This is a genomic window from Sphaerisporangium corydalis, assembly GCF_025506355.1.
Classification (GTDB): domain Bacteria; phylum Actinomycetota; class Actinomycetes; order Streptosporangiales; family Streptosporangiaceae; genus Sphaerisporangium; species Sphaerisporangium corydalis.
The window spans coordinates 41,564-63,637 of sequence record NZ_JANZYP010000047.1 but is presented as its reverse complement, the minus strand read 5'-3'; the positions used below and the strand labels follow the sequence as shown (position 1 = coordinate 63,637).

Here is a 22,074-nt window from a genome sequence, read left to right as displayed (position 1 = left end):
GCCGGCCCGGGCGGCGTGCGGCCCTAGCGGAGGGACTCGGCGATCTTCTTGGCCCTGGCGGGGTCGGCCACTCCTTCGAGCCGGTAGCCGACCACGCTCCGCTGCCAGATCAGCGTGGGACCGGCCACCCGCTCGACCGTCTCGGTCTCGCCGCCGCTGGACGGGATGTACGTCAGGCCGTGCGGCCCGGTGATCCACCACCCCGGCGATGAGCCGACCGTGACCTGCTCGGGCCAGGGTTCGCCCAGGTCCTTGCGCCAGACCACCTCCAGCACCCCGTTGTAGGCGTCCATCCGCACGCCGGGCCAGAACAGGGAGACGACGCGTCCCCCGTCGGCCACCCGGACGTCGCGCGGCTCCCCGAGCTCCGCGGGCACCATGATCGGGAAGCCCGCCGTCTCCCGCGCCTTGCTGAGGGAAACGCGGGTCTCGCCGGGCAGCGGCCTCGGCATTCCGGTGGGCAGCGGCCCGGGCTCGTCGATGTGGATCTCGATGCCCGCGAACCGCAGGACGTGCGCCACCGCGGCCTGCCCCTGCGGGGTCAGCCCGACCAGCGCGACGAGGACGGCCGCGACGCCCGTGGTGATCCACCGCCACCTGGGCACCCTCCGCCGCTCAGACCCCGGCCGCCACCATCCGCGCCCCAGCGGCCCGCGCGACGGCGCCGCGTCGCTGACCGGCCCGTGCGACGGCGCCGCGTCGCTGACCGGCCCTGCTTCCTCCAGGCGGGCGCGTACGGCCCTGGCCACGTCGGAGGGCGGCGGCGCGGGAAGGTCGAGGGCCTCGCCGAGTGCGAGCAGCTCGGCCTCGAAGTCGTCAGGAGAGTTCACGGCCCACCTCCTTCCGCAACCTGGCCAGTCCCCGGGACGTCCGGGACTTCACCGAACCGAGAGGGCACCCGAGCACCTCCGCGGTCTCCGCTTCCGACAGTTGTAGGAAGTACCGGCAGACCACCGCCTCGCGTTCCCGCTCGGGCAGGGCCCGCACCGCGTCCAGCAGCCGGGCCCGCCGGTCGGTGGCGATGACGGCGCCTTCGGGATCGTCGGGTACGCGCAGCTCAGGTTGGGCGCCGATCCTCAGCGTCAGCTCCCCGCGGCGCCCGCGCGCGCGGGTCGTCGTATGGGTCTGGTTCGCCACGATGCGCAGGAGCCACGGCTTGAACGCGGCGTCGCGCCGGAAGCCCGCGAGGTGGCGGAAGGCCTTGACGAACGCCTCCTGGACGACGTCCTCGGCCTCGTCACCGGCCCCGAGCAGGGCGGCCGTACGGTGAGCCACCGCGCTGTAGCGCGCGACCAGCACCTCGTAGGCGGCGACGTCACCGGCCAGGGACCGGGTTATCGCCTCGTCGTCGTCCGTCGGGGGCTCCTTGGCTCATCCTTCAGCGACACAACGTAGTTTCCCCGGCTCTTCAGCGCAAAGGGGCGGCAAGCGGGCCGCCGGTTTACCGCACCCCTCCTGGGGAAGTTGGAGCCCTCGCAGAGGACGGGCGGCTAGACTCGGACCCCATCCGTGACCGTGGTTCCCCGAGGACCGCGGTTTTTGAGTGAGCGAAGCTGGGCGGGACGCATGTCTGGGTATGACCGCGTGGTTCAACCGGCGGCCGGTGACGAGGCCTTGGAGAACCACCTTGGTGGCGATGAGGCCAAGAACTACCGGCAGTACGAGTTCGACATGGTCGCCCCGCACGTCGGCCGGTCGATGCTGGAGATCGGGTCGGGCCTCGGCCACTTCGCCGAGCAGTTCCTGCCCCGGCTCGACCGGCTGGTGGTCAGCGACTTCGACCCCTACTGCGTCGAACAGCTCGGAAAGCGTTTCGAGGGCCGGGACGACATCGACGTGCTGCAGTTCGGCCTGCCCACCGACATCCCGCTGGCCGACCCGGTGGACACCGTCGTCATGATGAACGTCCTCGAGCACATCGAGGAGGACGTCGAGGCCCTGCGTTCTTTGGCCAGGGTCACCCAGCCCGGCGGCCGGATCATCATCTGGGTGCCCGGCTACATGCAGCTTTATGGGGACTTCGACCGCAAGGTGGGTCACGTCACCCGCTACACCCCGAAGACCCTGGCCAAGACCGTCGCCGAGGCGGGCCTGACGGCCGACGTGCTCAAGCCGATCAACTTCCTGGGCGGCATCGCCTGGTGGGCGGCCGTGCGTCGCGGCGGCGTCGGCTACCCCGACCCCCGGCTGGTCAAGATCTACGACCGCACGGTGGTGCCGACGACCCGGTTCATCGAGCGGTTCGTCCGGCCCCCCTTCGGCCAGACCGTCTTCTGCGTGGCCCGCGTCCCCCTCTGACCCCCGCCACCCGCCGATCCCACGACCGCCGACCCGGTGCGCGCCGCGTCCGCCGACCCGTCACCCACGGTTTCTCCGGGTTATCCCAGGGTTTCCTCGCCCATCTCCTAGCCGGGGAAGGTGATCTGGAGACATGAGAAACCTATCCAAAGCGGTGATCGGCAGCGCCCTGGCCGGGACCCTGGCCGCGGGAGTCCTCGGCGGCGTCGCCGTGGGCCGCCAGTCACAGTCCGGCGGCGTCCCCTACGAACTGCTGTCCGCGGACTCCGCGGCGGACGAGGCCGTCAGCCTCACCCAGGCGCCGAAGGACAACCCGAAGCTGCGCATCGGGATCCGCCGGGGCCTCATCGGCATCCACGGCGACACCACCGTCCGCGCCCGCGGCGACTTCGCCACCTACACCTGGCAGCGCGGCGCCGTGACCGCCGCGTCCGCCACCTCGCTCACCGTCAAGAGCGCCGACGGCGTGAGCTGGACGTGGACCGTGACCTCCGATACCAAAGTCCGCAAGAATGGTGCGAAGTCGACGTCGTCGGCGGTAGCCACGGGCGACACCGTCTTCGTCCTGGGGCAGCCCAGCGGCGACGCCCGTAAGGCACAGGGGGTCGTGGTCCCCAAGCGCACCAAGGAGTGATCGAAGGACCCATGAGCGACCAGACGGAGAGACCACGGGTCCTCGTCGTCGACGACGAGCGCAACATCCGCGACCTGGTGGGCGTCGCGCTCCGGTTCCACGGCTTCGAGGTGGTGAGCGCCTCGCGCGGGTACGAGGCGCTGGAGATCGCGAGGTCCGGATCGCCCGACCTCCTCGTGCTGGACGTGATGCTCCCCGATCTGGACGGGTTCGAGCTGTGCCGGCGGTTGCGCGCCCAGGGAGACGACGTTCCCGTCATCTTCCTGACGGCGCGCGACGCCCCCGCCGACACCGTGCACGGCCTCACCCTCGGCGGGGACGACTACGTCACCAAGCCGTTCCTGGTGGAGGCCCTGGTCGCCCGCGCGCGGGCCGTACTGCGGCGCAGCGGTACGCGCGGCGGCGCGGGCGAGTCCCCCGCGCCGGACGACCAGGCCGTCCTTGCCGTGGCCGACCTGGAGCTGGACGAGGTCCGCTGGGAGGTGCGGCGGGCCGGCAACCCCGTCGAGCTGTCCCCCACCGAGTTCCGGCTGCTGGCCTTCCTCATGCGGCACCCCGGCCAGGTCCTCACCAAGGCCCAGTTGCTGGAGAACGTCTGGGGGTTCGGCACCCAGTCGCAGGTCGTGGAGACCTACATATCCTACCTGCGGCGCAAGCTCGACCCGCACGGGCCGCCGCTGATCCACACCCAGCGCGGCGTGGGGTACGCGCTGCGGCCCGCGCCCGACCTATGACGCTCAGGGGACGCCTGCTCGCCGGCCTGCTCTCGGTGACCGCCGTGGGCCTCGCCGTGCTGTCGGTCGTCAGCGTCCTCGTCCTGCGCGGGCACATGATCAACCGTACGGACGCGACGCTCGCCGCCGCGGCCAGGGCCTCGGCCGCGCGGCTCGTCCGGTCCTCCGGCGTCGCGCTCGTCAACGCCGGCCCGACGTACGCGGTCGCCATGCTCAACCTCACCACCAGCCGGGGGCGCCTGGTCGACGGTGACGACCCCGAGGCGCCGAACGTCCCCGCCACGCTGGAGCGGATGGGGGCGGTGACGCTCGGGCCGCTCGCCGACAGCGGCCGGCCCTTCGCGCTGACCGACCGCCTGCGCGGCGCGGCGGCGCGGATGAACGTGGGCAACCGCATCGTCGTCGTCGCCGTACCGCTCGACGAGGTCACCGAGGCGGTCCAGCGGCTGGTCCTCACCGAGCTGCTCACCGGCGCCGTGCTGATGGCCCTGCTCGTCCTGCTCGGCCGGTTCCTGATCGGCAAGGGGCTCGCCCCGCTGTCGCGGATGACGAGAACCGCCCAGCTCGTCACCGAAGGCGGTGACCTGTCGGCGCGGATGCCGGAGGGAAAGTCCGAGGCCGGGCGGCTCGGCTCGACGATCAACGTCATGCTGACCCGCATCCAGGACGCCTTCGCGGCGCGGTGGGCGTCGGAGGAACGGGTGCGCCGGTTCGCCGCCGACGCCTCCCACGAGCTGCGCAACCCGCTGACCACCATCCACGGGTACGCCGAGCTGTACCGCCAGGGGGCGATCCCCGAGGAGGAGGTCCCGCAGGTCATGCGCCGCATCGAGGACGAGGCGACCCGCATGACCCGGCTCGTCTCCGAGCTGCTGGAGCTGGCCCGCCTCGACAAGGGCGCGCCGCTCGCCATGTCGCCCGCCGACCTGGCCGCAGTGGCCGTGGAGGTGGCCGACGACTTCAGCGCGCTCAACCCCGGGCACCCGGTGACCGTCCAGGCGCCGGACTCGATGGTCGCCGTGGTCGACGAGGCCAGGATCCGGCAGGTGCTGGTCAACCTCCTGGCCAACGTCCGCGCGCACACCCCGCCGGGCACCACCGCCATGGTGCGGGTGACGCCGCCGGCCGTCCTTGAGGTGGCGGACGACGGGCCGGGCATGACGCCGGAGAACGCGACGCTGGCCTTCGACCGGTTCCACCACGCCTCGCCCGGGGACGGCAGCGGGCTCGGCCTGGCGATCGTCCAGGCCATCGCCACCGCGCACGGCGGCCAGGCGACACTGCGTTCCCTACCGGGCCAGGGCACCCTCGTCCGCGTCGAACTCCCCGCCTTCGCCCCCACGAACGCCTGGCCCCCCGAGAACCGCTGACCCTCGGGCTCCGTTTAATCAGTTGTGCGGCCGGGGGGCGGAATCGTACCTTCGAGGCATGCGCATTTTTCCTTACTGACAGCGCCGATCGGCCGTCCCGGCTGATCGTCCTGGCACTCGGCTCTCTGGTCCCGTCCATCTGACGCGGCGGCTGAGGCTCCGACCGGCATGACTTCCCTGCCGCGTCGTCATCCGTAAGGGAGACCCACCATGCGTGATCGTTCCGGCCAGAAGAAGAGCGGTAATCCCGCCAAGAACACGAAGACCTCGACCCAAGAGCCCGGCCTTCCCCTCACGGGGGTCCAGCCCGGGTTTCCGCAGCCGGTGATCCAGCCGGGCGTCATCCAGGGCTCTTCGCAGCCCGAGCGGCACGACCTGCCTCCGGCGCCGCGCCGGATCCCGGTGCCGCCTACGCCCGTACGGCGTGTCACGCCGCCTCGGCGACAGCCGAAGGGACGCTGACCGGCCGCACCAGGGGTTCTCCAGAACCCCGCGAAAACGGCGGTGCCCCGCCCCACCTTCCCGGGGCGGGCCACCGCCGTCTTCACATCTCACCAACCGGTACCACGCCGACGCCCTCCGCCGGTGCGCGGCTCGCGGCTCGGTCAGAGGCGCTCGATGATCGTGACGTTGGCCTGGCCGCCGCCCTCGCACATCGTCTGCAGGCCGTACCTGCCGCCGGTGCGCTCCAGCTCGTGCAGCAGCTTGGTCATCAGGATGGCGCCGGTGCCGCCGAGCGGGTGGCCGAGCGCGATGGCCCCGCCGTTCGGGTTGGTCTTGTCCGGGTCCGCGCCGATCTCCTTGAGCCAGGCCAGCGGCACCGGGGCGAACGCCTCGTTGATCTCGGTCACGTCGATGTCGCCGATCGACAGTCCCGCCCTCTTGAGCGCCTTGCGCGTCGCCGGGATGGGCGCGGTCAGCATGTACACGGGGTCGTCGCCGGTCAGGGCGAGCGTGACGATGCGCGCCCTCGGGGTCAGGCCGTGGTCCTTGACCGCCTGCTCGGAGGCGATCAGCAGCGCGCCCGAGCCGTCGGAGATCTGCGAGGACGTGGCCGCCGTGATCTGGCCGCCTTCGCGGAGCACCTTGAGCTGGGCCAGCTTCTCCAGCGTGCTGTCCGGCCGTGGGCCCTCGTCGTCCTCGACACCGTTGATCGGGGCGATCTGGTCCTTGAAGTAGCCGTTGGCGATGGCCTTGGCGGCGCGCTGGTGGCTCTCGTACGCGAAACGCTCCAGCTCGTCGCGCTTGAGACCCCACTTCTCGCACATCAGCTCCGCGCCACGGAACTGCGAGATCTCCTGCTTCCCGTACCGCTCGACCCACTTCTCACCGAAGGGGAAGGGCATGCCCTTCTCCAGCGCGGCGGTGATGCTCGACCCCATGGGGACGATGCTCATCGACTCGACACCGGCCGCCACCACGAGGTCCTGGGTGCCCGACAGGACGCCCTGGGCCGCGAAGTGGATCGACTGCTGCGACGAACCGCACTGCCGGTCGATCGTGACGCCCGCGACGGACTCCGGCAGGCCGGCCGACAGCCAGGCGTTGCGCGCGATGTCCATGCTCTGCGGGCCGAACTGCATGACGCAGCCCATGATCACGTCTTCGACCGCCGAGGGGTCGACGCCCGTACGGTCGACCAGGGCCTTGAGGGTGTGAGCGGCCAGGTCCGTGGGGTGGACGGTGGACAGACCGCCTTTTTTCTTGCCGACGGGGGTACGGACCGCCCCGACGATGTACGCCTCTGCCACAGTGCCTCCTGGGTTCCGTCCCACATGAAACCGAGCATTGTTCGGTCTATACGAGGTTATAACAGAATAATCGTCCGCGCAGATGTGAGAGTCCTGTCACGTCCGCCGACGCCGGCCATCTCTTCTGTCACAACACCCGACCGCCACCGGTCCTTCCAGCGGCACCTCGCACAGGTCATCGTCGCGTCGAGGATTCCCGCTACAAATGATCCTCGCGTCGAGTTTCCCCACACGGGTCATCGACGCGTGGAGGAGCCCTTCCGGGTGCTGGTCATCCTCGCGTAGACGATGACGTTGTCCACGTAGTGACCGGTCAGCCGGTTGTAGGTGCCCCCGCAGGTGATCAGGCGCAGTTCCGCCGCGTCGGCGTTGCCGTACACGCGGTTGGTGGGGAAGGTCTTCTTGTCCGCCTGCTCGATGCCGCCGACCGTGAAGACGGCCACGGTGCCGTCCATGCGGGTGACCTCGACGGTGTCGCCGTTCTGCAGCTCGTGCAGCCGCTCGAACACCGCCGCGCGCGTCGTCGTGTCCTTGTGGCCGAGCATCACGGCGGGACCGGCCTGGCCCGCCGTCGGGCCGTACCGGTACCAGCCGACCAGGTTGGGGTTGTTGCCGGGCGGGGTCTGGATGGCGCCCGACTTGTCGGTGCCGACCGACATGATGGGCGCGTTGATGCCGAGCTTCTTGATGACGAGCCGCTTCGGGGTGGACGGCTGCATCGGCGGCGCGGGCGGGAGCGTCGGCACAGGAGCGGGCGCCGTTGGATCCGCCTGGGTCAACGGCTGTCCCGGCCCACCCGGTCCTACCGACGGGGCGAACGCCTGGTTGGCGGGCGGCTGGGCCTGGAGCTTGAGCGGGGTGCGGGCGTCGGTCAGCCCGTACTCCTCCGGCGCGCCGGCCATGAACAGCAGCCCGACGACGACCGTGACCACGCCCGCGACGGCGGCGAGGATGAGGACGGCGCGCATGATCTGCCCGCGATCGGCCTTCTGCTCCGCCCCGTGCCACTGACCGTCCGGTCCCGGGTGCCCGGCGTAAGAACCGGCGTGCGCGGGGTACTGGTAGATCACCTGCGGCATGTACGGCTGGCCGTGCACAGGCTGTGGATAACCTTCATGGCCATCCGAAGGCTGGTACTCGTAGCCCTCCGGCGGGTGCTCGTACCCCTCCGGCACCTGGTCCTCGTACCCCTCCGGCGGCTCGTGTTCGGGTGGCGTCGTCATGCGCGGCCCCCGATCAGCCCCGCTGCGGGCGCCGGCGGCGCATCATCAGCCCGCCGACCCCGGCCCCGGCCACCAGAACCGTACCGACCAGCACGAACGCCCGCCCATCAGGCCCCGCGTCCCCGCCTCCACCAGTGGACGCCCCACCACCAGGCTTCTTCGTCACCTGCTGCGACGGCTTGTTCGTCACCGTCTCGTACACGGTGTGCGTCGGCTTGGGACTCGACCGCGTCGGCGTGGGCGTCGGCGACGTGGGAGTAGGCGAAGGCGACCCCGAATCGGTATCCGTGGGCGACGAGTTTGGTGCGGCGGTCTTGACGGTGATCGTCAGCTTGGCGGGGACAGGCGCACCTGTGGTCGGCAGCGCGCAGGTGTAGATCGCAGTCGGAAGCGTGCCGGCCGTCCCGGTGGGGCCCACCTTGATGATGAAGGATCCCGCCTGAAGCCCCACAACACCCGTTGCAGTAGGAACGATCGTTACGATCCCGCCTTGCAGGGGGAGCGGGAGCGGGCTATTGGCTGAGGCTGTGGCGCCTGCCAGTACCGAAGAGGTCGCCGTGGGGGTGCTACTAAGAAGCGCCGAACTCCCTGGACCAGGAGTGACGATGACCTCACCCTCTACCCAGACATAGTCCGTCGAGGGCACAGTCGAGGGCGCAGGCAACGAGGAGCCGGTCAAAGGCTGCGCGACCTTCAGCGTTGCGGTGACCGTCTGGCTCGGAGTAGGCGTCACATTCGATGCCGTCAGGTCGACAGAGAACGCGTAGCTCGTTCCTTCGCCGCTGCCCGTCGAAGGCTTGCAGTTGTACGTGACGGTCACGGGAGTGGCGAAGGCTCCGATTGCTGGGATACCGACTAACGCAACGCCCGTACCGATGACTCCGGCCACGGCAGCCCTGGTGGCGATGCGACGGCGTGCCTTCGACTTCAGCACGTATCTCTCCATTTCAGCGGCGTTGACCGGTTTGCCAGGCGTATCAGAATCCCAGACCGTGGTCACAGTTCGATACAGATCCTACGGAGCCTTCGTCCCGCCTCGCTGTGCTTTGGGCGCTCCCGTCACCCTTTCGAGACATGTTCGCAGGTCAGCCGATCGCGGTTCGGCCAACATTAATTTGACAAGCCCGTCAGCCCCGCCGGAACCGATTACGTTCCGTACGCGATGTTGTGACCAGTGTGACCAATGGTGCAAGACTCCCAGGGACGACGAGACGAGTCGATTATCATCCGATGGCGTGATCACCGACGAGCTGGCGCGTAACGTCGTGGACGTCTGGGGCGACGACGGCGCCCGATGGCTCGTGGAGCTGCCGTCCATTGTGCGAGAGCTGGCCCGCGACTGGGATCTCACGGTGGGTGCGCCGTACGAGCTGTCCTACCACTACGTCACGGCGGTCACCTGCGGGGACGGGACGCCGGCCGTGCTCAAGCTGGGGGTCCCGACCGGTACGTCGCTGGCCGCGGAGGTTCCCGCCCTGGCGGCGTTCCAGGGCCGTGGGGCGGCTCGGGTGCTGCGGGCGGAGCTCGATCGCGGCGCGCTGCTGCTGGAACGCATCACGCCCGGATGGCGCGCACGAGACCTGGTTCCCCATCGGGACGACGAGGCGACGTCGGCGGCGGTCGGCGTGATGCGGCGCCTGCGCGTGCCACCGCCGCCCGGCTGCACGATGCCTGACGTCCTGTCGCTGGTCGCGGCGTTCGACGACTACGTGGCCGTCCACGGGCCAGCCGGGCCGCTGCCTGTGGATCTCGTCGTGCGCGCCGGCGGGTTGATGCGCGAACTGTGCGCCTCGGCCACCGAACGCGTCGTCCTGCACGGCGATCTGCACCACGACAACATCCTGCGCGCGACGCGCGAGCCGTGGCTGGCCATCGACCCGCACGGCATGGTCGGCGATCCCGGTTACGAGGTCGGTGCGTTGCTGTACAACCCGGCTCCGGACGACCGCGACGAGACGTTGACCGCGCTCGCGCCGTCACGGGTCGAGCAGCTCGCGGACGAGCTCGCGATGCCGGTCGACCGCGTTGTCGCGTGGGGATTCGTCAAGGCAGTGCTGTCGGATGTGTGGTCGGCCGAGAGCTGGTCGTCGCCCACCGACAGGTCCCCCGTCAGCCGCGCCCTCGACGTCGCCCACCTGTTACTTCCCCGACTGCCATAACTTCCCGACATCGCCACCTGCTGCCTCCCCGACTGCCATAACTCCCGACGTCGCCTACCTGCTACTTCCCCGGCTGCCGTAACTTCCTGACGTCGCCGGCCTGCCGCTTTCCACCACCCGAGATCCGCTTGGTTCCTTGCCTCATCTCGACCGGTCGAGACTCCCTCCTTCAGGCGTCAATTTAGGTTGACACCTCCTTGGGTGTCAACCTAGGTTGGCAAGCGTGAGAAACGCATCGGCTCCTGGGTTCACGTCCCCCGAAAGCTCGCCGAGGTCGGATCAGGTGAGCGCGACGACGAGAAGGCTCCTCCTCTGTGGCGCGGTCGCCGGCCCGCTGTTCGTGGTCGCGTTCCTCGTCGAGGGTGCGACTCGCGCCAACTACAACCCGCTGCGTCATCCCGTCAGCTCGCTCGAACTCGGCGACTCCGGGTGGACGCAAAGCGCCAACTTCATCGTCGTCGGCCTGTTGACGCTGGCCTTCGCCGTCGGACTGTGGCGAGCGCTGCGGCCTTTCGGCGGTTCGACCCTGGGGCCCGTGCTCGTCGGCGCCCACGCGCTCGGGCTCGTCGGCGCCGGGCTCTTCATCACGGACCCCGTCAGTGGCTACCCCCTGGGGACCCCCGACAAGATCCTCCAGGCCACCACCCACGGCACACTGCACGACCTGGTCTCCATTCCCACCTTCGTGGGATGGCCGATCGCCTGCATCGTGCTGGCCGTGCATTTCCTGCGATGGAGGAAGCCCGGCTGGGCGGTCTACTCGGCGGCCACCGCCCTGGTGTTCATGGGCGCGTTCGTGCTGGCCAGCATGGGGTTCTCCCAAGTCGCGGCCCTGGTCGACCTCGGTGGCCTCTTCCAGCGGACCGCGATCATCGCTGGGTTCACCTGGATCACCCTCCTGGCCGTCCACCTGTTGACGACTACTCGCGATTGAAGTCGCTGGCCTTGACGCCGTCGAGGAAGGCATCCCACTCGGCCGGGGTGAAGTACAGCTTGGGTCCCTCAGGGTTCTTGGAGTCACGGACGGCGATCCAAGTAGTCGACGTGGTCCCGGGACTGGACTGGTCGGCTACCGCCGACAGTTCCGCCACCTCCACGCAGTTGCCGCCGTTGTCGCCGGTCCACGTTGACTTACGCCACTTCGCCGCGCTCAGGTCCATTTTTCGACTGCCGTCCTTTTGATGAGGTCCAACGACATGCTCAGAGGCAACGCTTCGGTCCTTATGGACTCGAACCTGTGTACAGCCTGGTCAACCTCGTCCTGTTCACTGACGGTGAACCCACGTAGAGCCGTGTCCACGTAGGCCACATCGGTTCCACCCTCCAGCGTCGCGATAGCGAAGCCACTAAGCAAGCCCGGATGCATGCCGTGCGGCACGATCTGGATACTCAGCCTCGGACCCACTATGGAAACTAAATGGTCGAGCTGCTCTCTCATGTCCTCGGCACTTCCTATTGGCCGGGACAGCACGGCTTCATCCAAGATGCAACGGAGGATCGGGGGCTGTGGATCATGGCGAGTGAGAAGAGCTTGACGCTCTAGGCGAGCGACCAGCGCGATTTCGTCACCACGCAGAACCACACGGGCGTACGCCTCTGTCTGAAGCAGGCCCGGAACCAAGAGCGGCTCGTAAGCACGCAGGACCGTGGCGCTTTGCTCTTTATCCCTCCACTTCCCGAACCACAGGGGGAATCGCTGAGCGCGCCGCCAGTCGAGGAGGCGGTGGAGGGCGCCGCCTGTGCCGAGGGTGGTGTCGCAGGCTTGGGCGAAGTCGGGGCTCGCGGGCAGTTGACCTGTCTCGATGCCGCTGATGAGCGACTCACTGAAATGGATCTTCTGCGCCATCTGAGCCTGGGTGAGCCCTGCCGCCTGTCGATAATGACGCAGCTCCCTGCCCCAGATCGCCTGAGGTGTGTACTGATCCACCATGGTGCCCCAATCACCGAGGTTCAGCGGATCGAGGCCGACCTTCAAAGCCTCGAATTAGTGACCGTTCGCCTACCAAGCGTAGTCATGGCCCGGCACCCTTGGCATGCGATTCCGCTGCGAGGAGAAAGATCATGACTGGGGCAATCGGAGCACATCTCACACCGTCCGAATACGAATACGAGTTGGGCGGCCAGGTCGCCATGCTGGGGCAGAAGTGGATACCGCGCGATCGGAAATGCGTCGCCTCCGCTCGTCGCTTCGTCCGGGACATCGCCGCCGACTGGAACGCGGTGAACGACGTACCTGATATCGCGGAGCTTCTCACGTCCGAGGTCGTCACCAACGCGCTCATTCACGGCATGCCCCACCCTCCCGTCTCAAGCGCGATCCGGATCACGGTGGTCCGCGAGGGGCGGTTCATGACGGTGGACGTCTACGACTCCTGCGTCGCCGTCCCGCAATTGCGCGCGGCCGCCTCGATGGAGACATCGGGAAGGGGGCTGACCATTGTGGAGACCCTGGCCGGCGAATGGGGCTGGAACCTGCACCGTCACGGAAAGTCGGTGTGGTTCCAACTCACGGCCTGGCCCTAGCCGCCTGTCAGCCAGGGTCAAGGGAGAGCGTTACGGCCACGCGGGAGTTCGTGCGGGTCAGCCGCGTCCTGAGGCGGTCAAGGTCGCGTAGACGATGATGTTGTCGGTGTAGCTGCGCGTCCGAGGGTTGAACACTCCCCCACAAGTGATCAGCCGGAGGCTCGGGCGGTCGACGTGCCCGTACACCCGCTTTGTCGGGAAACGGTTCTTGCTCGCCTGCTCGGCGCCGTCGACCGTGAACACGGCCTTGGAGCCGTTCGCCCGCACGACCGTGATCTTGTCACCGCGTCCCAGCTCGCGGAGCCGGCTGAACACCGCAGGACCGCTCCGGGTGTTCACATGGCCGAGGATCACCGCCGGGCCCATCTCGCCGGGCGCCGGGCCGAGCCGGTACCAGCCCGCGAGCCTGGGCCTGCTGAGCGGCGGCACCTCGATCTCGCCGGACTTCTCCACGCCGACGGACGTCAGCGGCGCGTCAACGCCGATCTTGGCGATGCGGACCCGCGTGGGCGCCGACTTGCCCAGCGGTGCCACCGGGACGGCCACCGGAGAGGGGGGCGCCGCCGTGGCGACGGCCTCCACGAGCGGGACGTTCACCCCGCCAGGACCCACCGTCGCCGGTCCGGCCGCGCCGGAGTCCGTGGCGGGGTCCGCGGCGGGATCTGTACCGGGCGATCCGGCGGTGGACGGGCCGCCCGTCGCGTCCACGGGGGCCATCCGGGCGACCATCGGCTTCGGCTCCGGGCCCGCGGCGGACGACGCGGTCTCCTGCGACGGCGAGAGGTACAGCAGCAGACCGGCCATCACGGCCCCGACCCCGGCCAGCGACCCGACCGTCAGCAGCACAGGCAGCATGGCGGCCCGTGGCTTCCCGCCGCTCAAGCCGCGCGTCCTCGACCAGCGCCTCCGTGGACGGCCTGGCGGCGCCTGAGCGCGAGCCCGCCGAGCACCCCGCCCAGGGCCAGCACGGTGCCGTACCCGATCAGCAGCGGTGCGGAGGTGTCACGGTCCGGCGCCTCACCGGTGTGCGCGCCGCCCTTGGGTGTGACGCGCACCTGGGGGGTGGACCTGGCCTTGGAGGTCTTCTTCGGCGTCGGCTTCACGGTCGTCGTGGCGGTAGCCGTAGGAGCCCCATGCCCCAGCCCCCCACCCGAAAGCACCACAACCCCCCGAACCGAATCATCCCCATCCGAGATATGCCCGTACCCATCGTCATCATCGTCATCGTCCGACCCGTTGCCGCCGTTGGAGGCCGCTGGAAGGACATCGACCGCGACCGTTGCCGGAGTACCGGTGTAGGAACAGACCGCCGAGAACATCGATGGAGGACTTTGCAGGGTGCTCGTGGTGAGGTCGAAGGCATCGACCGCCATGTGTGTCCCAGGAGGCGCGACGTTCTTGAAAGTCACCGTGTGGTCCCCGTAGTTCAGCTTCTTGGACCACAGGACCTCTTGGGCCTTCGGCTTTTCCGCCGGAACCGACGCGTCCTTCGCATCGATCTTGTCTATGGGGTCGGCCGATCCGTCAACATAGATCTCCACCTCGCCCACGGTCTCGACGCGTTCTCCGATGTACTGGATACCGTCCCCGAGGAACTTCACCTCAGCCGAGGCGCCATTCGTCTTTGTCGCGTGCAGATCCCCCTGGTAGTCGTTGTACTTCGCTCGATCGGCCGCGTAGAACCAGTCGCCAACGTAAGCGATCGGGCCGTGCAGATGAGGATCGGCGTCATGTCGCGCGTTGGGATCGTTCGTGTCGTTGACGCGAACCGTGCTGGCGGGCGGCGTGAAGGTCAGGGTCAGAAGCCGGGGCGTGATAAAAAGTCTGCCCTCTTTGGTGGTGGACACCGAGCCCGAGATCGCCGTCGGCAGCTCAAGAGTCGTACCCGCGTTGAGCTCTGCCTGTTCCTTGGTGCCGGTGGAGTCCAACTTCCCCTGCCACAGCCCGGCCACGTCCACGGTGGCGGTCGCTGAGAATCTGCCGCCTGCCGGGAAATGAGCGGACGACACCAGCGGGGACTCACTCATCGTCCAGTCCACTGCGATCCGCTCCCCGACGCGAACGCTCTTGGGGATCGCTATCTGCACCTGGATGGGTCGCGGCTGCTGCCGTGGGATGAAGGCACCGTTCATGCAGGTGTACTGGTAGTAGTGGTAGCCGGTCTCCGCCGCGCTCGGCGTGGCGGGCAGTAGGACGATGCTTGTGCAGGTGCCGAGGAGTGTTGCTGTCAGCAGTCTGCGGACCTTGGGGCCCCACCCGTTCAAGATCGCCTCCGATCGACCGGCATCTGATGACGATCGAAGATTGATCGTATGACTTTCTCCTCTTATGCCGACCTTATGGATATGCCTCCGGTACGGAACGTAGCTGATTTGTTACGTATATCGGTCCGACTGGATTACCCGGGCGAGGTGTCCCCCTGGTGACCAGAATCGTATTCTGTTGGGCGACCCCCAAGGAGGGACCGAATGCAGCGAGACCTCTTCGAGGAAGAGCACCTGCTCTTCCGTGAGACCGTGCGCGAGTTCATGACCCGTGAGGTCGTCCCGCACCACGCGCAGTGGGAGAAGGACGGCATCGTCCCCCGCGAGCTGTGGAAGAAGGCCGGCGAGATCGGGATGTTCGGCTTCACGGTCCCCGAGGAGTACGGCGGCGCCGGGATCACCGACTTCCGCTTCAACACGGTCATCGTCGAAGAGATCATCAGGATCGGCGCGAGCGGCCTCGGGTTCGGCCTGCACAACGACATCATGGCCCCCTACATGGTCGACCTCACCAACGAGGAGCAGAAGCAGCGCTGGCTGCCCGGCTTCGTGTCCGGCGAGCTGATCACCGCGATCGGGATGACCGAGCCAGGGGCGGGCAGCGACCTCCAGGGCATCAGGACGTCGGCCGTCCGGGAGGACGACCACTACCTCGTCAACGGGCAGAAGACGTTCATCACGAACGGCATCAACTCCGACCTGGTGGTGGTCGTCACCAAGACCGACCCGTCGGCGGGCGCGCGGGGCACGACGCTCCTGGTCGTCGAGCGGGGCATGGACGGCTTCAGTCGTGGCCGCAACCTGGAGAAGATCGGCATGCACGCCCAGGACACGGCGGAGCTGTTCTTCGAGAACGTGCGCGTTCCGGTGGCCAACCGGCTCGGCGACGACGAGGGCCAGGGCTTCTTCCAGCTCATGAACAACCTGCCGCAGGAGCGCCTGTCGATCGCGGTGGCGGCGGTGGCGGCGGCCGAGTCGGTGCTGGAGTCGACCATCGAGTACTGCAAGAACCGCACGGCGTTCGGCCGGAACCTCGGCGCCTTCCAGAACACCCGGTTCGTCATCGCCGAACTGTCGACCGAAGTAGAGATCGCCCGTCACTACGTCGACAAATGTATTCGTGCGCTCAACGCCAAGCAGCTCACCGTCGTGGACGCGGCCAAGGCGAAGTGGTGGACGACCGAACTACAGCAGAAGGTGATCGACCGCTGCCTCCAGCTTCACGGCGGGTACGGGTACATGGTGGAGTACCCGGTGGCCAAGGCCTGGATGGACAGCCGCGTCCAGACCATCTACGGCGGGACCACCGAAATCATGAAGGAGATCATCGGCCGCTCCTTCGGCTTCTGACCCCGCCACGGCCCGCGTTCCCCGCGCGTGGCGGCGATCCGCCGCATACTTGTCAGCGGAGGGTCCCGAAGGCGGGCCCCCGCAGGGCCGGCGAGCACGGGCCTCGGGGGCGGGCCGCCGAGGGCGCGGTTCGAGAAGAGCGGGCTCCCGGAGGCGGTGGCGATGGAAAACGGTGGACTGATCCTGCTGATCTTCCTGGCGTTCTTGTTCGCGTGGGTGCTGAACCGCGTGCGCAAGGCGTTGCGGTTCGGCCCGGTCGCCTACGCCGGGGTGATGATCACCTTCGCCATCGTCATGCTCGCCCTCTACACCCAGACCCAACGCTGACCGTCCCCGGCGGCCACCGCCGGCCAAGCCCGTCCCGACGCGCCCGACCCGACGGGCTCGACCCGACGGGCTCGACCCGACGCTCCGACCTGACGATCCCGACAGGGGCGTGCGGACGGGGCGCTCGGACAGGGCGTGCTCGGACAGGATGCCCCGCAAGGGCGGGTCAGCGTGAGCTGCCCTCCAGCAGGACGCGGGCGACCAGTTCGGGATCGTCGCTCATGGGAACGTGGCCGCATCCCCTGAGCAGGATGACCCGGTGCTCCGCCCACCGCGCGGCCCGTACGGCCTGGCGGCGGAGCAGCAGCCGGTCGTGCTCCCCCCAGGCGATCGTGATCGGCACCTTCGGGCGGCCGGGCGGCGTGATCGAGGAGAAGGAGTCCAGCGTCTCGTCGAAGCCGGTCGCCTCCCTCAGCGCCCTGACGCCCGCGATCACCGCCTCGGGTTTCGTCCGCGCGGGGCGCGCGACGATCAGGCCCATCGTCAGCACGCGCCCCGCCACCGTGTAGGCGGCAGGGTCGGTACGCGCGGCGGGCAGCGAACGGCTGGACCATCTCATGAAGCGCAGAAGGGACCGCGCCCAGACGGTCTCGGCGCCGAACCAGAAGCCCGCGGGCGACAGGGCGGTGGCCGTGCGGACCGTGCCCCGCGCGGCGAGCGTCAGCGCGACGTACCCGCCGAGCGAGTTGCCCGCGACGTGGGGCTCGTCCACGCCGAGCTTGGCGCAGAACGCCTCGACCGCGTCCGCGAGCGTCTCCGGGTTGTACGGCGTGCCGGGCGGCAGCGGGGGCGAGGCGCCGAACCCGGGGAAGTCCACCGCGATGACGTCACGAGACGCGGCGAGCAGGTCGAGGACGGGTTCCCAGGCCTGCCAGTGGTGTCCTATGCCGTGCAGCAGCACCAGAGGCGGTCCGGCGCCGCGCCGTTCGTAGGCCAGTTCCATGCGCTTGAGTCAAGCACCCGGCGCCGGACCTGTCACCAGACGCGACCGCCACTGATCGCCCCCAGGTCGAACCGCCCACCGCCGGGTGACGCGGGTGGACGTCACTGGTGTGGTGCGGCGCCCGCTCGTCTGACCGGGATGAAGGTGGGCACGGGATCCTTGGTCAGGAAGTCGGCGACGATCCGGGTGCACAGTTCCGGCTTCTCGTGCAGGAGCACGTGGGAGGTGCCGGGCACGACGGCCAGCTCGGATTCGTGTAGGGCCCGGTAGAGCGCCAGCGTGTGCTCCAGGTGGATGATGTCGTCGTCGGCGGCCATCACCAGCGTCCTGCTGCCGATGGCGGCCAGATCCTCCTCGGTCAGGGCCACGGGCGTGGCCGTGACCGCCTCGACGATCTTGGCGACCACGACGGGGAAGTGGTCGCGGCCGTCCGGCGACACCTCGGCGTACGCGGCGACGACCTGCTCGGGCATCTCGCCGCCGGCCGTGGGGGTGAAGATCCAGCCCTCGCCGGCGAAGCCGCCGCTGATGAGCACGAGCCCGCGTACGAGGTCGGGGCGGCGCAGGGCGACCAGCATCGCGACGGTCGCGCCGGCGCTGTATCCGGCCAGGTGGACGGGCTCGCCGACGACCTTGTCGATGAAGGCGATCATGTCGTCGGCCATGAGGCCGAGGGTGATGGGCCCCGGGACGTCGGGGGTGTGCCCATGGCCCCGGCGCTCGGGGGTGAGGACCCGGAAGCGGTCGGCGAGCGTGCCGAGGTTCCCGGCGAAGTCCCGCGCGTCGCTGAAGCCGCCGTGCAGCAGCACCAGCGGCTCGCCCTGCCCGGTCTCGTCGTACCACGTGCGCACGCCGTCGATCTCGATGTGGTCGGCCACAGTGATCGTTTCCTCTCGATGTCATCTAGCTGTCGAGAGGTGGTACGACACGACCCCCCGAAACTAATCGCGGGACGGCGACACGAACCCGACGCGGAAGACGCCGCTCAGAACATCACAGGGTCGTCGGCGGCTCGGAGCCGGAGTTCATCGCGGGGAAGGCGGCAGCTCGGAATCCGAACTCAACGCGGGGAAGCCGCAGCTCGGAACCGGAACTCATCGCGGGGAAAGCGGTAGCTCGAATAGGGTGAATAGGCGGGGGTCGTTGAGGTAGGAGGTCAGGCCGGTGAGCCGGTCTCCGGTGGTCTCGATGATCTGGAGGGCGAACAGGCGGTGCCCGCCCGCGCCGTCCGGCAGGTAGTGCGCGAACGCGGGCGTGCCGCTGGCCACCGTGGGGACGAGCCGCGACCCCGCGCAGGGGCCTGCCGACTCCGACAGCGCCCGCCAGATGTCCTTGCGGCCGTGCAACCACCACTCGAACGGGGGCATCGTCATCGTGGCGTCCTCGTGGAGCAGCGCCACGAGCGCCGCCACGTCGTACCGCTCGAACGCGTCGACGTAGCGGGCCAGTAGTGCCCGCTGCCCGCCGTCCAGGGGACGGTAGGGATCGGCGGCGGGCGGGCGTGCCCCGCCGAGCGTCACGCGGGCGCGTCGCAGGGCGCTGTTGACCGAGGGGACGGTGGCGCCGATGAGCCCGGCCACCTCGGTGGCCCGCCAGCACAGCACGTCGCGCAGGATCAGCACCGCGCGCTGGCGCGGCGGGAGGTGCTGCAACGCGGCGACGAAGGCCAGGCTGATCGTCTCGCGGGAGACGGCCAGCTCGGCGGGGTCGCCGTCCTCGGCCAGGACGCGGCCGTCCGGGATCGGCAGCACCCAGGCGCTCTCGGGCAGGGGCGCGCCGAGGTCGGGCCCGGCGGACGTCGCGGGGCCGAGGTCCATGGCGCGGGCGCGCCGCCGGGCGCCCTTGAGCATGTCGAGGCAGATGTTGGTCGCGATGTGGTACAGCCAGGTGCGCAGGGATCCCTTGCGCTCGTCGAAGCGGCCGAGTGCGTTCCACGCGCGCAGGAACGTCTCCTGGACCGCGTCCTCCGCCTCGAACGCCGACCCGAGCATCCGGTAGCAGTACCCGGTCAGCTCCCGCCGGTACCCCTCCAGCCCCGCCCCGTCCACCGACACCACCGCCCACCCCGGCTCGGTGAGATCGCCCACTCCCACCCCCGGCCCATCGCGAAGGAGCCCAGGATCACTCTCGCTCACGCGTCCCCCGGCCCGTGCTGAGAAAGGATCGCCTGGCCCCGGGATCCGGCTCTCGCTCTGGGCTCGGTGTGCTCTCGTCGGCGGTCACGCGTCCCCAGAGGTCAGCGGCCTCGGGTGGGGATTTCGAACCAGACGGCCTTGCCTTCCTTGGTGGGGCGGGAGCCCCAGCGGCGGGCGAGCTGGTCGACGAGGTACAGGCCTCGGCCGCCCTCGTCGTTCTCGCCGGCGCTGCGGATGCGGGGCAGCCGGAGGTCCTGGTCGAAGACCTCGACCCAGATGGACTCCTCGCCCCGCCGGAGCCGGAGCGTGAACTCCTTCTCGTTGACGATCTCGTTGTCGAAGCCGGGCACGTCCCACGACTCGTCGAACGGCAGCGGCGGGCCGTCGAGCACCAGTTCCCTGCGCGGGACGCTGGCGCTGGCGGCGTGCAGCACGACGTTGGTCGCGACCTCGGAGACCAGCAGGCAGGCCAGCTCGGACCGCTCCTCGGGCACCCCCCAGTTCGCGAACGCCTCCGACGCCATGCGCCGGGCCTCCCCCACCATGATCGGCTGGGCGGGGAAGGTGCGCTCCTCGTACTTGAGCTCCTTGCCCGCCGACCGGATCACCAGGATCGCCATGTCGTCGTCGATCTCGCCGGGGACCGCGACCGTGGCGGCGTCGGCGATGCGCTCGACGGTCTCCGAGGAGGCCTTGGCGACCTTCTCGCACAGGATGCTGAGGGTCTCGTCGTCGGTCAGCGGCGTCTCGCCCGACTCGCGCACCGGGCGCCGGTCGACCAGGCCGTCGGTGTAGAGCAGGAGCGCGGCGCCGGGCGGCAGGACGCGGTTCTCCTCCTTGTAGACCAGGTCGGCGTGCATGCCCTTGGCGTTGACGCCGAGCGGCTGGCCGACCTCCAGGATGTCGAGCTCGGTGACCATGCCGTCGACGATGAGCAGCGGCGGCGCGTGGCCGGCGTTGGCGAACGAGAGCTGCCGCGACCACGCGTCGTACACGAGGTACTGGCAGGTGACGATCGGCGGGGTGCTGACGTCGGCGCCGTAGTCGTCGTGCTCGGGCGCGGCGATGATGCGCGTCCACTCGTTGAGCCGGGCCAGGATGTCGGCCGGGGACTTGTCGTCCTGGGCGAAGGCGCGCAGCGCGGCCCTGAGCTGGCCCATGACCGCAGCTGCCTTGGCGCCCCTGCCCTCGACGTCGCCGATCACGATGCCGACCCGGCCGGCGGACAGCGGGATCACGTCGTACCAGTCGCCACCGACCTGGGTCTGGATGCCCTGGCCGTGCGAGGCGAGCGGGGCGGCGGGGTAGTAGCGGACCGCGATCTCCAGGCCGTCGAGCTGGGGGAGCTCGCGCGGGAGCAGGTACTTCTGGAAGGACTCGGCGGTGTGCCGTTCCTCCTCGAACAGCAGGGCGTTGTCCACCGCTATCGCGACACGGGTGGCGATGGCGCCGACGAAGTCGCGGTCGAAGGCGTCGTAGTGCGGCGAGCGCCGGTCGGTGAGGTTGGACATGCCGAGGTACATCAAGCCGAGCGTCTCGCCGCGCGCGCACAGCGGGGCCACGATGGCGGAGGTCATGCCGATCTCGCCGCACAGCCGGCTGCTCTCCTCGCTGGGCGAGGGGTAGCTCATCTGCGCGAAGTCCTCGACGATGATCGTCTCCTGGCGGCGCAGGGCGATCTCGGCGTAGTGGCCCGCGGGGTAGCGGATCTCCGAGCCGACCGGGCGCCAGGTGCCGGGCGGGGGCGTCCAGCCCTGGACGTGGGTGGAGACCTTGCGGACCAGCCGGTCGCCCTCGGTCAGCTCGATGAAGCAGTGGTCGGCGAACTGGGGCACCAGCATCTCGGCGACCCGGTTGAGCGTCTCCTCGACGTACAGCGAGCTGGCGAGCCGCTCGCCGATGCGCTCAAGCAGGCCGAAGCGGTCCTTCTCCCGCTCGTTGCTGCGCATCGCCTCGCGGGCGGTGATCACGATGCCGGTGACCGCGCCGGACGGGTGACGCAGGGGGACCGCCTGGGCGCGGACGTAGATGATCGTGCCGTCGGCGCGCGCGACGTCGAAGGTGCCCTCCCAGACCCCGCCCTTGAGCACGTGCTTGGCGAGCTCGACGGCGAGGGGGTGGTCCTTCTCCATGATGCCTAAGGACAGGACGGTCTGGTCGGCGCCCACGGGCCGGTCGGGGCGCCCGAACAGGCGCTCGGCGAACGGGTTCCAATAGAGCACGTTGCTGAAGCGGTCGGTGACGACGACGGCCATCTCGGCATGATCGAGGACATTGCCCGCCGTCATGTGGTCGGCGGAGTCTTGCGAAAGGTCCCCCCATCGCTTCATCTGGGGGCCACCCCTCGACGAGGGTCGTTCGAA

Annotated in this window: 22 protein-coding genes; 9 read left to right on the top strand and 13 right to left on the bottom strand. The window is 69.3% G+C overall.

What is annotated here, in order from left to right; all coding sequences use genetic code 11:
• Positions 1-23: 23 nt before the first annotated feature.
• A complete protein-coding gene (locus NYZ98_RS27855) occupies positions 24-830 on the bottom strand; it encodes a hypothetical protein (RefSeq protein WP_262846517.1) in 807 nt (268 codons plus the stop codon).
• Entirely contained in the window at positions 817-1,299 is a 483-nt protein-coding gene (locus tag NYZ98_RS27850; protein WP_262846516.1) for an RNA polymerase sigma factor, read from the bottom strand. The genes NYZ98_RS27855 and NYZ98_RS27850 overlap by 14 nt, the downstream gene beginning before the upstream one ends.
• Positions 1,300-1,584: 285 nt before the next feature.
• Here NYZ98_RS27850 and NYZ98_RS27845 point away from each other — a divergent pair, with 285 nt between their 5' ends.
• The 4 genes from NYZ98_RS27845 (at position 1,585) to NYZ98_RS27830 (ending at position 5,036) form a co-directional block, all read left to right on the top strand.
• On the top strand, positions 1,585-2,298 hold the full coding sequence (locus NYZ98_RS27845) for a class I SAM-dependent methyltransferase (RefSeq protein WP_262846515.1): 714 nt from the start codon (positions 1,585-1,587) through the stop codon (positions 2,296-2,298).
• 133 nt (positions 2,299-2,431) lie between these two features.
• Positions 2,432-2,932, top strand: a complete 501-nt coding sequence (locus NYZ98_RS27840) for a DUF5666 domain-containing protein (protein WP_262846514.1) — start codon at positions 2,432-2,434, stop codon at positions 2,930-2,932.
• An 11-nt stretch (positions 2,933-2,943) separates the two neighbouring features.
• Positions 2,944-3,666, top strand: coding sequence for a response regulator transcription factor (locus tag NYZ98_RS27835; protein WP_262846513.1), 723 nt, complete (start codon positions 2,944-2,946; stop codon positions 3,664-3,666).
• Entirely contained in the window at positions 3,663-5,036 is a 1,374-nt protein-coding gene (locus NYZ98_RS27830; RefSeq protein WP_262846512.1) for a sensor histidine kinase, read from the top strand. Before NYZ98_RS27835 ends, NYZ98_RS27830 begins: the two co-directional genes overlap by 4 nt.
• 605 nt (positions 5,037-5,641) lie before the next feature.
• On the opposite strand, the gene NYZ98_RS27825 is transcribed toward NYZ98_RS27830, so the two are convergent.
• The 3 genes from NYZ98_RS27825 to NYZ98_RS27815 form a co-directional block, all read right to left on the bottom strand.
• Positions 5,642-6,787: an acetyl-CoA C-acetyltransferase gene (locus NYZ98_RS27825; protein ID WP_262846511.1), complete on the bottom strand. Its 1,146-nt coding sequence runs from the start codon at positions 6,785-6,787 to the stop codon at positions 5,642-5,644.
• A 236-nt stretch (positions 6,788-7,023) separates the two neighbouring features.
• Complete coding sequence (locus NYZ98_RS27820; protein WP_262846510.1) at positions 7,024-8,010, bottom strand: class F sortase; 987 nt, start codon at positions 8,008-8,010, stop codon at positions 7,024-7,026.
• Positions 8,011-8,023: 13 nt separating this feature from the next.
• On the bottom strand, positions 8,024-9,010 hold the full coding sequence (locus NYZ98_RS27815; RefSeq protein WP_262846509.1) for a hypothetical protein: 987 nt from the start codon (positions 9,008-9,010) through the stop codon (positions 8,024-8,026).
• Between the two features lie 235 nt (positions 9,011-9,245).
• Here NYZ98_RS27815 and NYZ98_RS27810 point away from each other — a divergent pair, with 235 nt between their 5' ends.
• Together NYZ98_RS27810 and NYZ98_RS27805 are read left to right on the top strand one after the other, a co-directional pair.
• Positions 9,246-10,169, top strand: a complete 924-nt coding sequence (locus tag NYZ98_RS27810; RefSeq protein WP_262846508.1) for an aminoglycoside phosphotransferase family protein — start codon at positions 9,246-9,248, stop codon at positions 10,167-10,169.
• 283 nt (positions 10,170-10,452) lie between these two features.
• Positions 10,453-11,103, top strand: coding sequence for a DUF998 domain-containing protein (locus NYZ98_RS27805; protein WP_262846507.1), 651 nt, complete (start codon positions 10,453-10,455; stop codon positions 11,101-11,103).
• Here NYZ98_RS27805 and NYZ98_RS27800 read toward each other — a convergent pair.
• Entirely contained in the window at positions 11,090-11,329 is a 240-nt protein-coding gene (locus NYZ98_RS27800; RefSeq protein ID WP_262846506.1) for a DUF397 domain-containing protein, read from the bottom strand. The two genes, NYZ98_RS27805 and NYZ98_RS27800, sit on opposite strands and share 14 nt — an antisense overlap.
• Positions 11,320-12,144, bottom strand: a complete 825-nt coding sequence (locus NYZ98_RS27795; protein WP_262846505.1) for a helix-turn-helix domain-containing protein — start codon at positions 12,142-12,144, stop codon at positions 11,320-11,322. The genes NYZ98_RS27800 and NYZ98_RS27795 overlap by 10 nt, the downstream gene beginning before the upstream one ends.
• An 86-nt stretch (positions 12,145-12,230) precedes the next feature.
• On the opposite strand from NYZ98_RS27795, the gene NYZ98_RS27790 reads away from it, so the two are divergent.
• Positions 12,231-12,692, top strand: a complete 462-nt coding sequence (locus tag NYZ98_RS27790; RefSeq protein WP_262846504.1) for an ATP-binding protein — start codon at positions 12,231-12,233, stop codon at positions 12,690-12,692.
• Between the two features lie 57 nt (positions 12,693-12,749).
• Here the strand turns inward: NYZ98_RS27790 and NYZ98_RS27785 are convergent, their stop codons facing one another.
• Positions 12,750-13,574: a class F sortase gene (locus tag NYZ98_RS27785; RefSeq protein WP_262846503.1), complete on the bottom strand. Its 825-nt coding sequence runs from the start codon at positions 13,572-13,574 to the stop codon at positions 12,750-12,752.
• Entirely contained in the window at positions 13,571-14,956 is a 1,386-nt protein-coding gene (locus NYZ98_RS27780) for a hypothetical protein (protein ID WP_262846502.1), read from the bottom strand. The genes NYZ98_RS27785 and NYZ98_RS27780 overlap by 4 nt, the downstream gene beginning before the upstream one ends.
• Positions 14,957-15,160: 204 nt before the next feature.
• Between NYZ98_RS27780 and NYZ98_RS27775 the strand changes: the two genes are divergently transcribed.
• Positions 15,161-16,306, top strand: a complete 1,146-nt coding sequence (locus tag NYZ98_RS27775) for an acyl-CoA dehydrogenase family protein (RefSeq protein ID WP_262846501.1) — start codon at positions 15,161-15,163, stop codon at positions 16,304-16,306.
• Positions 16,307-16,468: 162 nt separating this feature from the next.
• Positions 16,469-16,633 carry a hypothetical protein gene (locus NYZ98_RS27770; protein WP_262846500.1) on the top strand — a complete coding sequence of 55 codons (165 nt, stop codon included), beginning with the start codon at positions 16,469-16,471 and terminating at the stop codon, positions 16,631-16,633.
• A gap of 166 nt (positions 16,634-16,799) precedes the next feature.
• Here the strand turns inward: NYZ98_RS27770 and NYZ98_RS27765 are convergent, their stop codons facing one another.
• The 4 genes from NYZ98_RS27765 to NYZ98_RS27750 form a co-directional block, all read right to left on the bottom strand.
• Complete coding sequence (locus NYZ98_RS27765) at positions 16,800-17,576, bottom strand: alpha/beta fold hydrolase (RefSeq protein WP_262846499.1); 777 nt, start codon at positions 17,574-17,576, stop codon at positions 16,800-16,802.
• A 101-nt stretch (positions 17,577-17,677) separates the two neighbouring features.
• The gene (locus NYZ98_RS27760; protein ID WP_262846498.1) at positions 17,678-18,454 is read right to left on the bottom strand and encodes an alpha/beta fold hydrolase; all 777 of its coding nucleotides are present in this window, start codon (positions 18,452-18,454) and stop codon (positions 17,678-17,680) included.
• Positions 18,455-18,670: 216 nt separating this feature from the next.
• Entirely contained in the window at positions 18,671-19,663 is a 993-nt protein-coding gene (locus tag NYZ98_RS27755) for a sigma-70 family RNA polymerase sigma factor (RefSeq protein WP_262846497.1), read from the bottom strand.
• A gap of 149 nt (positions 19,664-19,812) precedes the next feature.
• A complete protein-coding gene (locus tag NYZ98_RS27750) occupies positions 19,813-22,041 on the bottom strand; it encodes an ATP-binding SpoIIE family protein phosphatase (protein ID WP_262846496.1) in 2,229 nt (742 codons plus the stop codon).
• Positions 22,042-22,074 lie beyond the last annotated feature (33 nt).

Bases quoted from the DNA above. Each gene is read 5' to 3' on its own strand.
- NYZ98_RS27840 (WP_262846514.1), top strand. From the start codon at position 2,432: ATGAGAAACCTATCCAAAGCGGTGATCGGCAGCGCCCTGGCCGGGACC.
- NYZ98_RS27835 (WP_262846513.1), top strand. From the start codon at position 2,944: ATGAGCGACCAGACGGAGAGACCACGGGTCCTCGTCGTCGACGACGAG.
- NYZ98_RS27830 (WP_262846512.1), top strand. From the start codon at position 3,663: ATGACGCTCAGGGGACGCCTGCTCGCCGGCCTGCTCTCGGTGACCGCC.
- NYZ98_RS27820 (WP_262846510.1), bottom strand. From the start codon at position 8,010: ATGACGACGCCACCCGAACACGAGCCGCCGGAGGGGTACGAGGACCAG.
- NYZ98_RS27800 (WP_262846506.1), bottom strand. From the start codon at position 11,329: ATGGACCTGAGCGCGGCGAAGTGGCGTAAGTCAACGTGGACCGGCGAC.
- NYZ98_RS27790 (WP_262846504.1), top strand. From the start codon at position 12,231: ATGACTGGGGCAATCGGAGCACATCTCACACCGTCCGAATACGAATAC.
- NYZ98_RS27775 (WP_262846501.1), top strand. From the start codon at position 15,161: ATGCAGCGAGACCTCTTCGAGGAAGAGCACCTGCTCTTCCGTGAGACC.
- NYZ98_RS27770 (WP_262846500.1), top strand. From the start codon at position 16,469: ATGGAAAACGGTGGACTGATCCTGCTGATCTTCCTGGCGTTCTTGTTC.
- NYZ98_RS27765 (WP_262846499.1), bottom strand. From the start codon at position 17,576: ATGGAACTGGCCTACGAACGGCGCGGCGCCGGACCGCCTCTGGTGCTG.
- NYZ98_RS27750 (WP_262846496.1), bottom strand. From the start codon at position 22,041: ATGAAGCGATGGGGGGACCTTTCGCAAGACTCCGCCGACCACATGACG.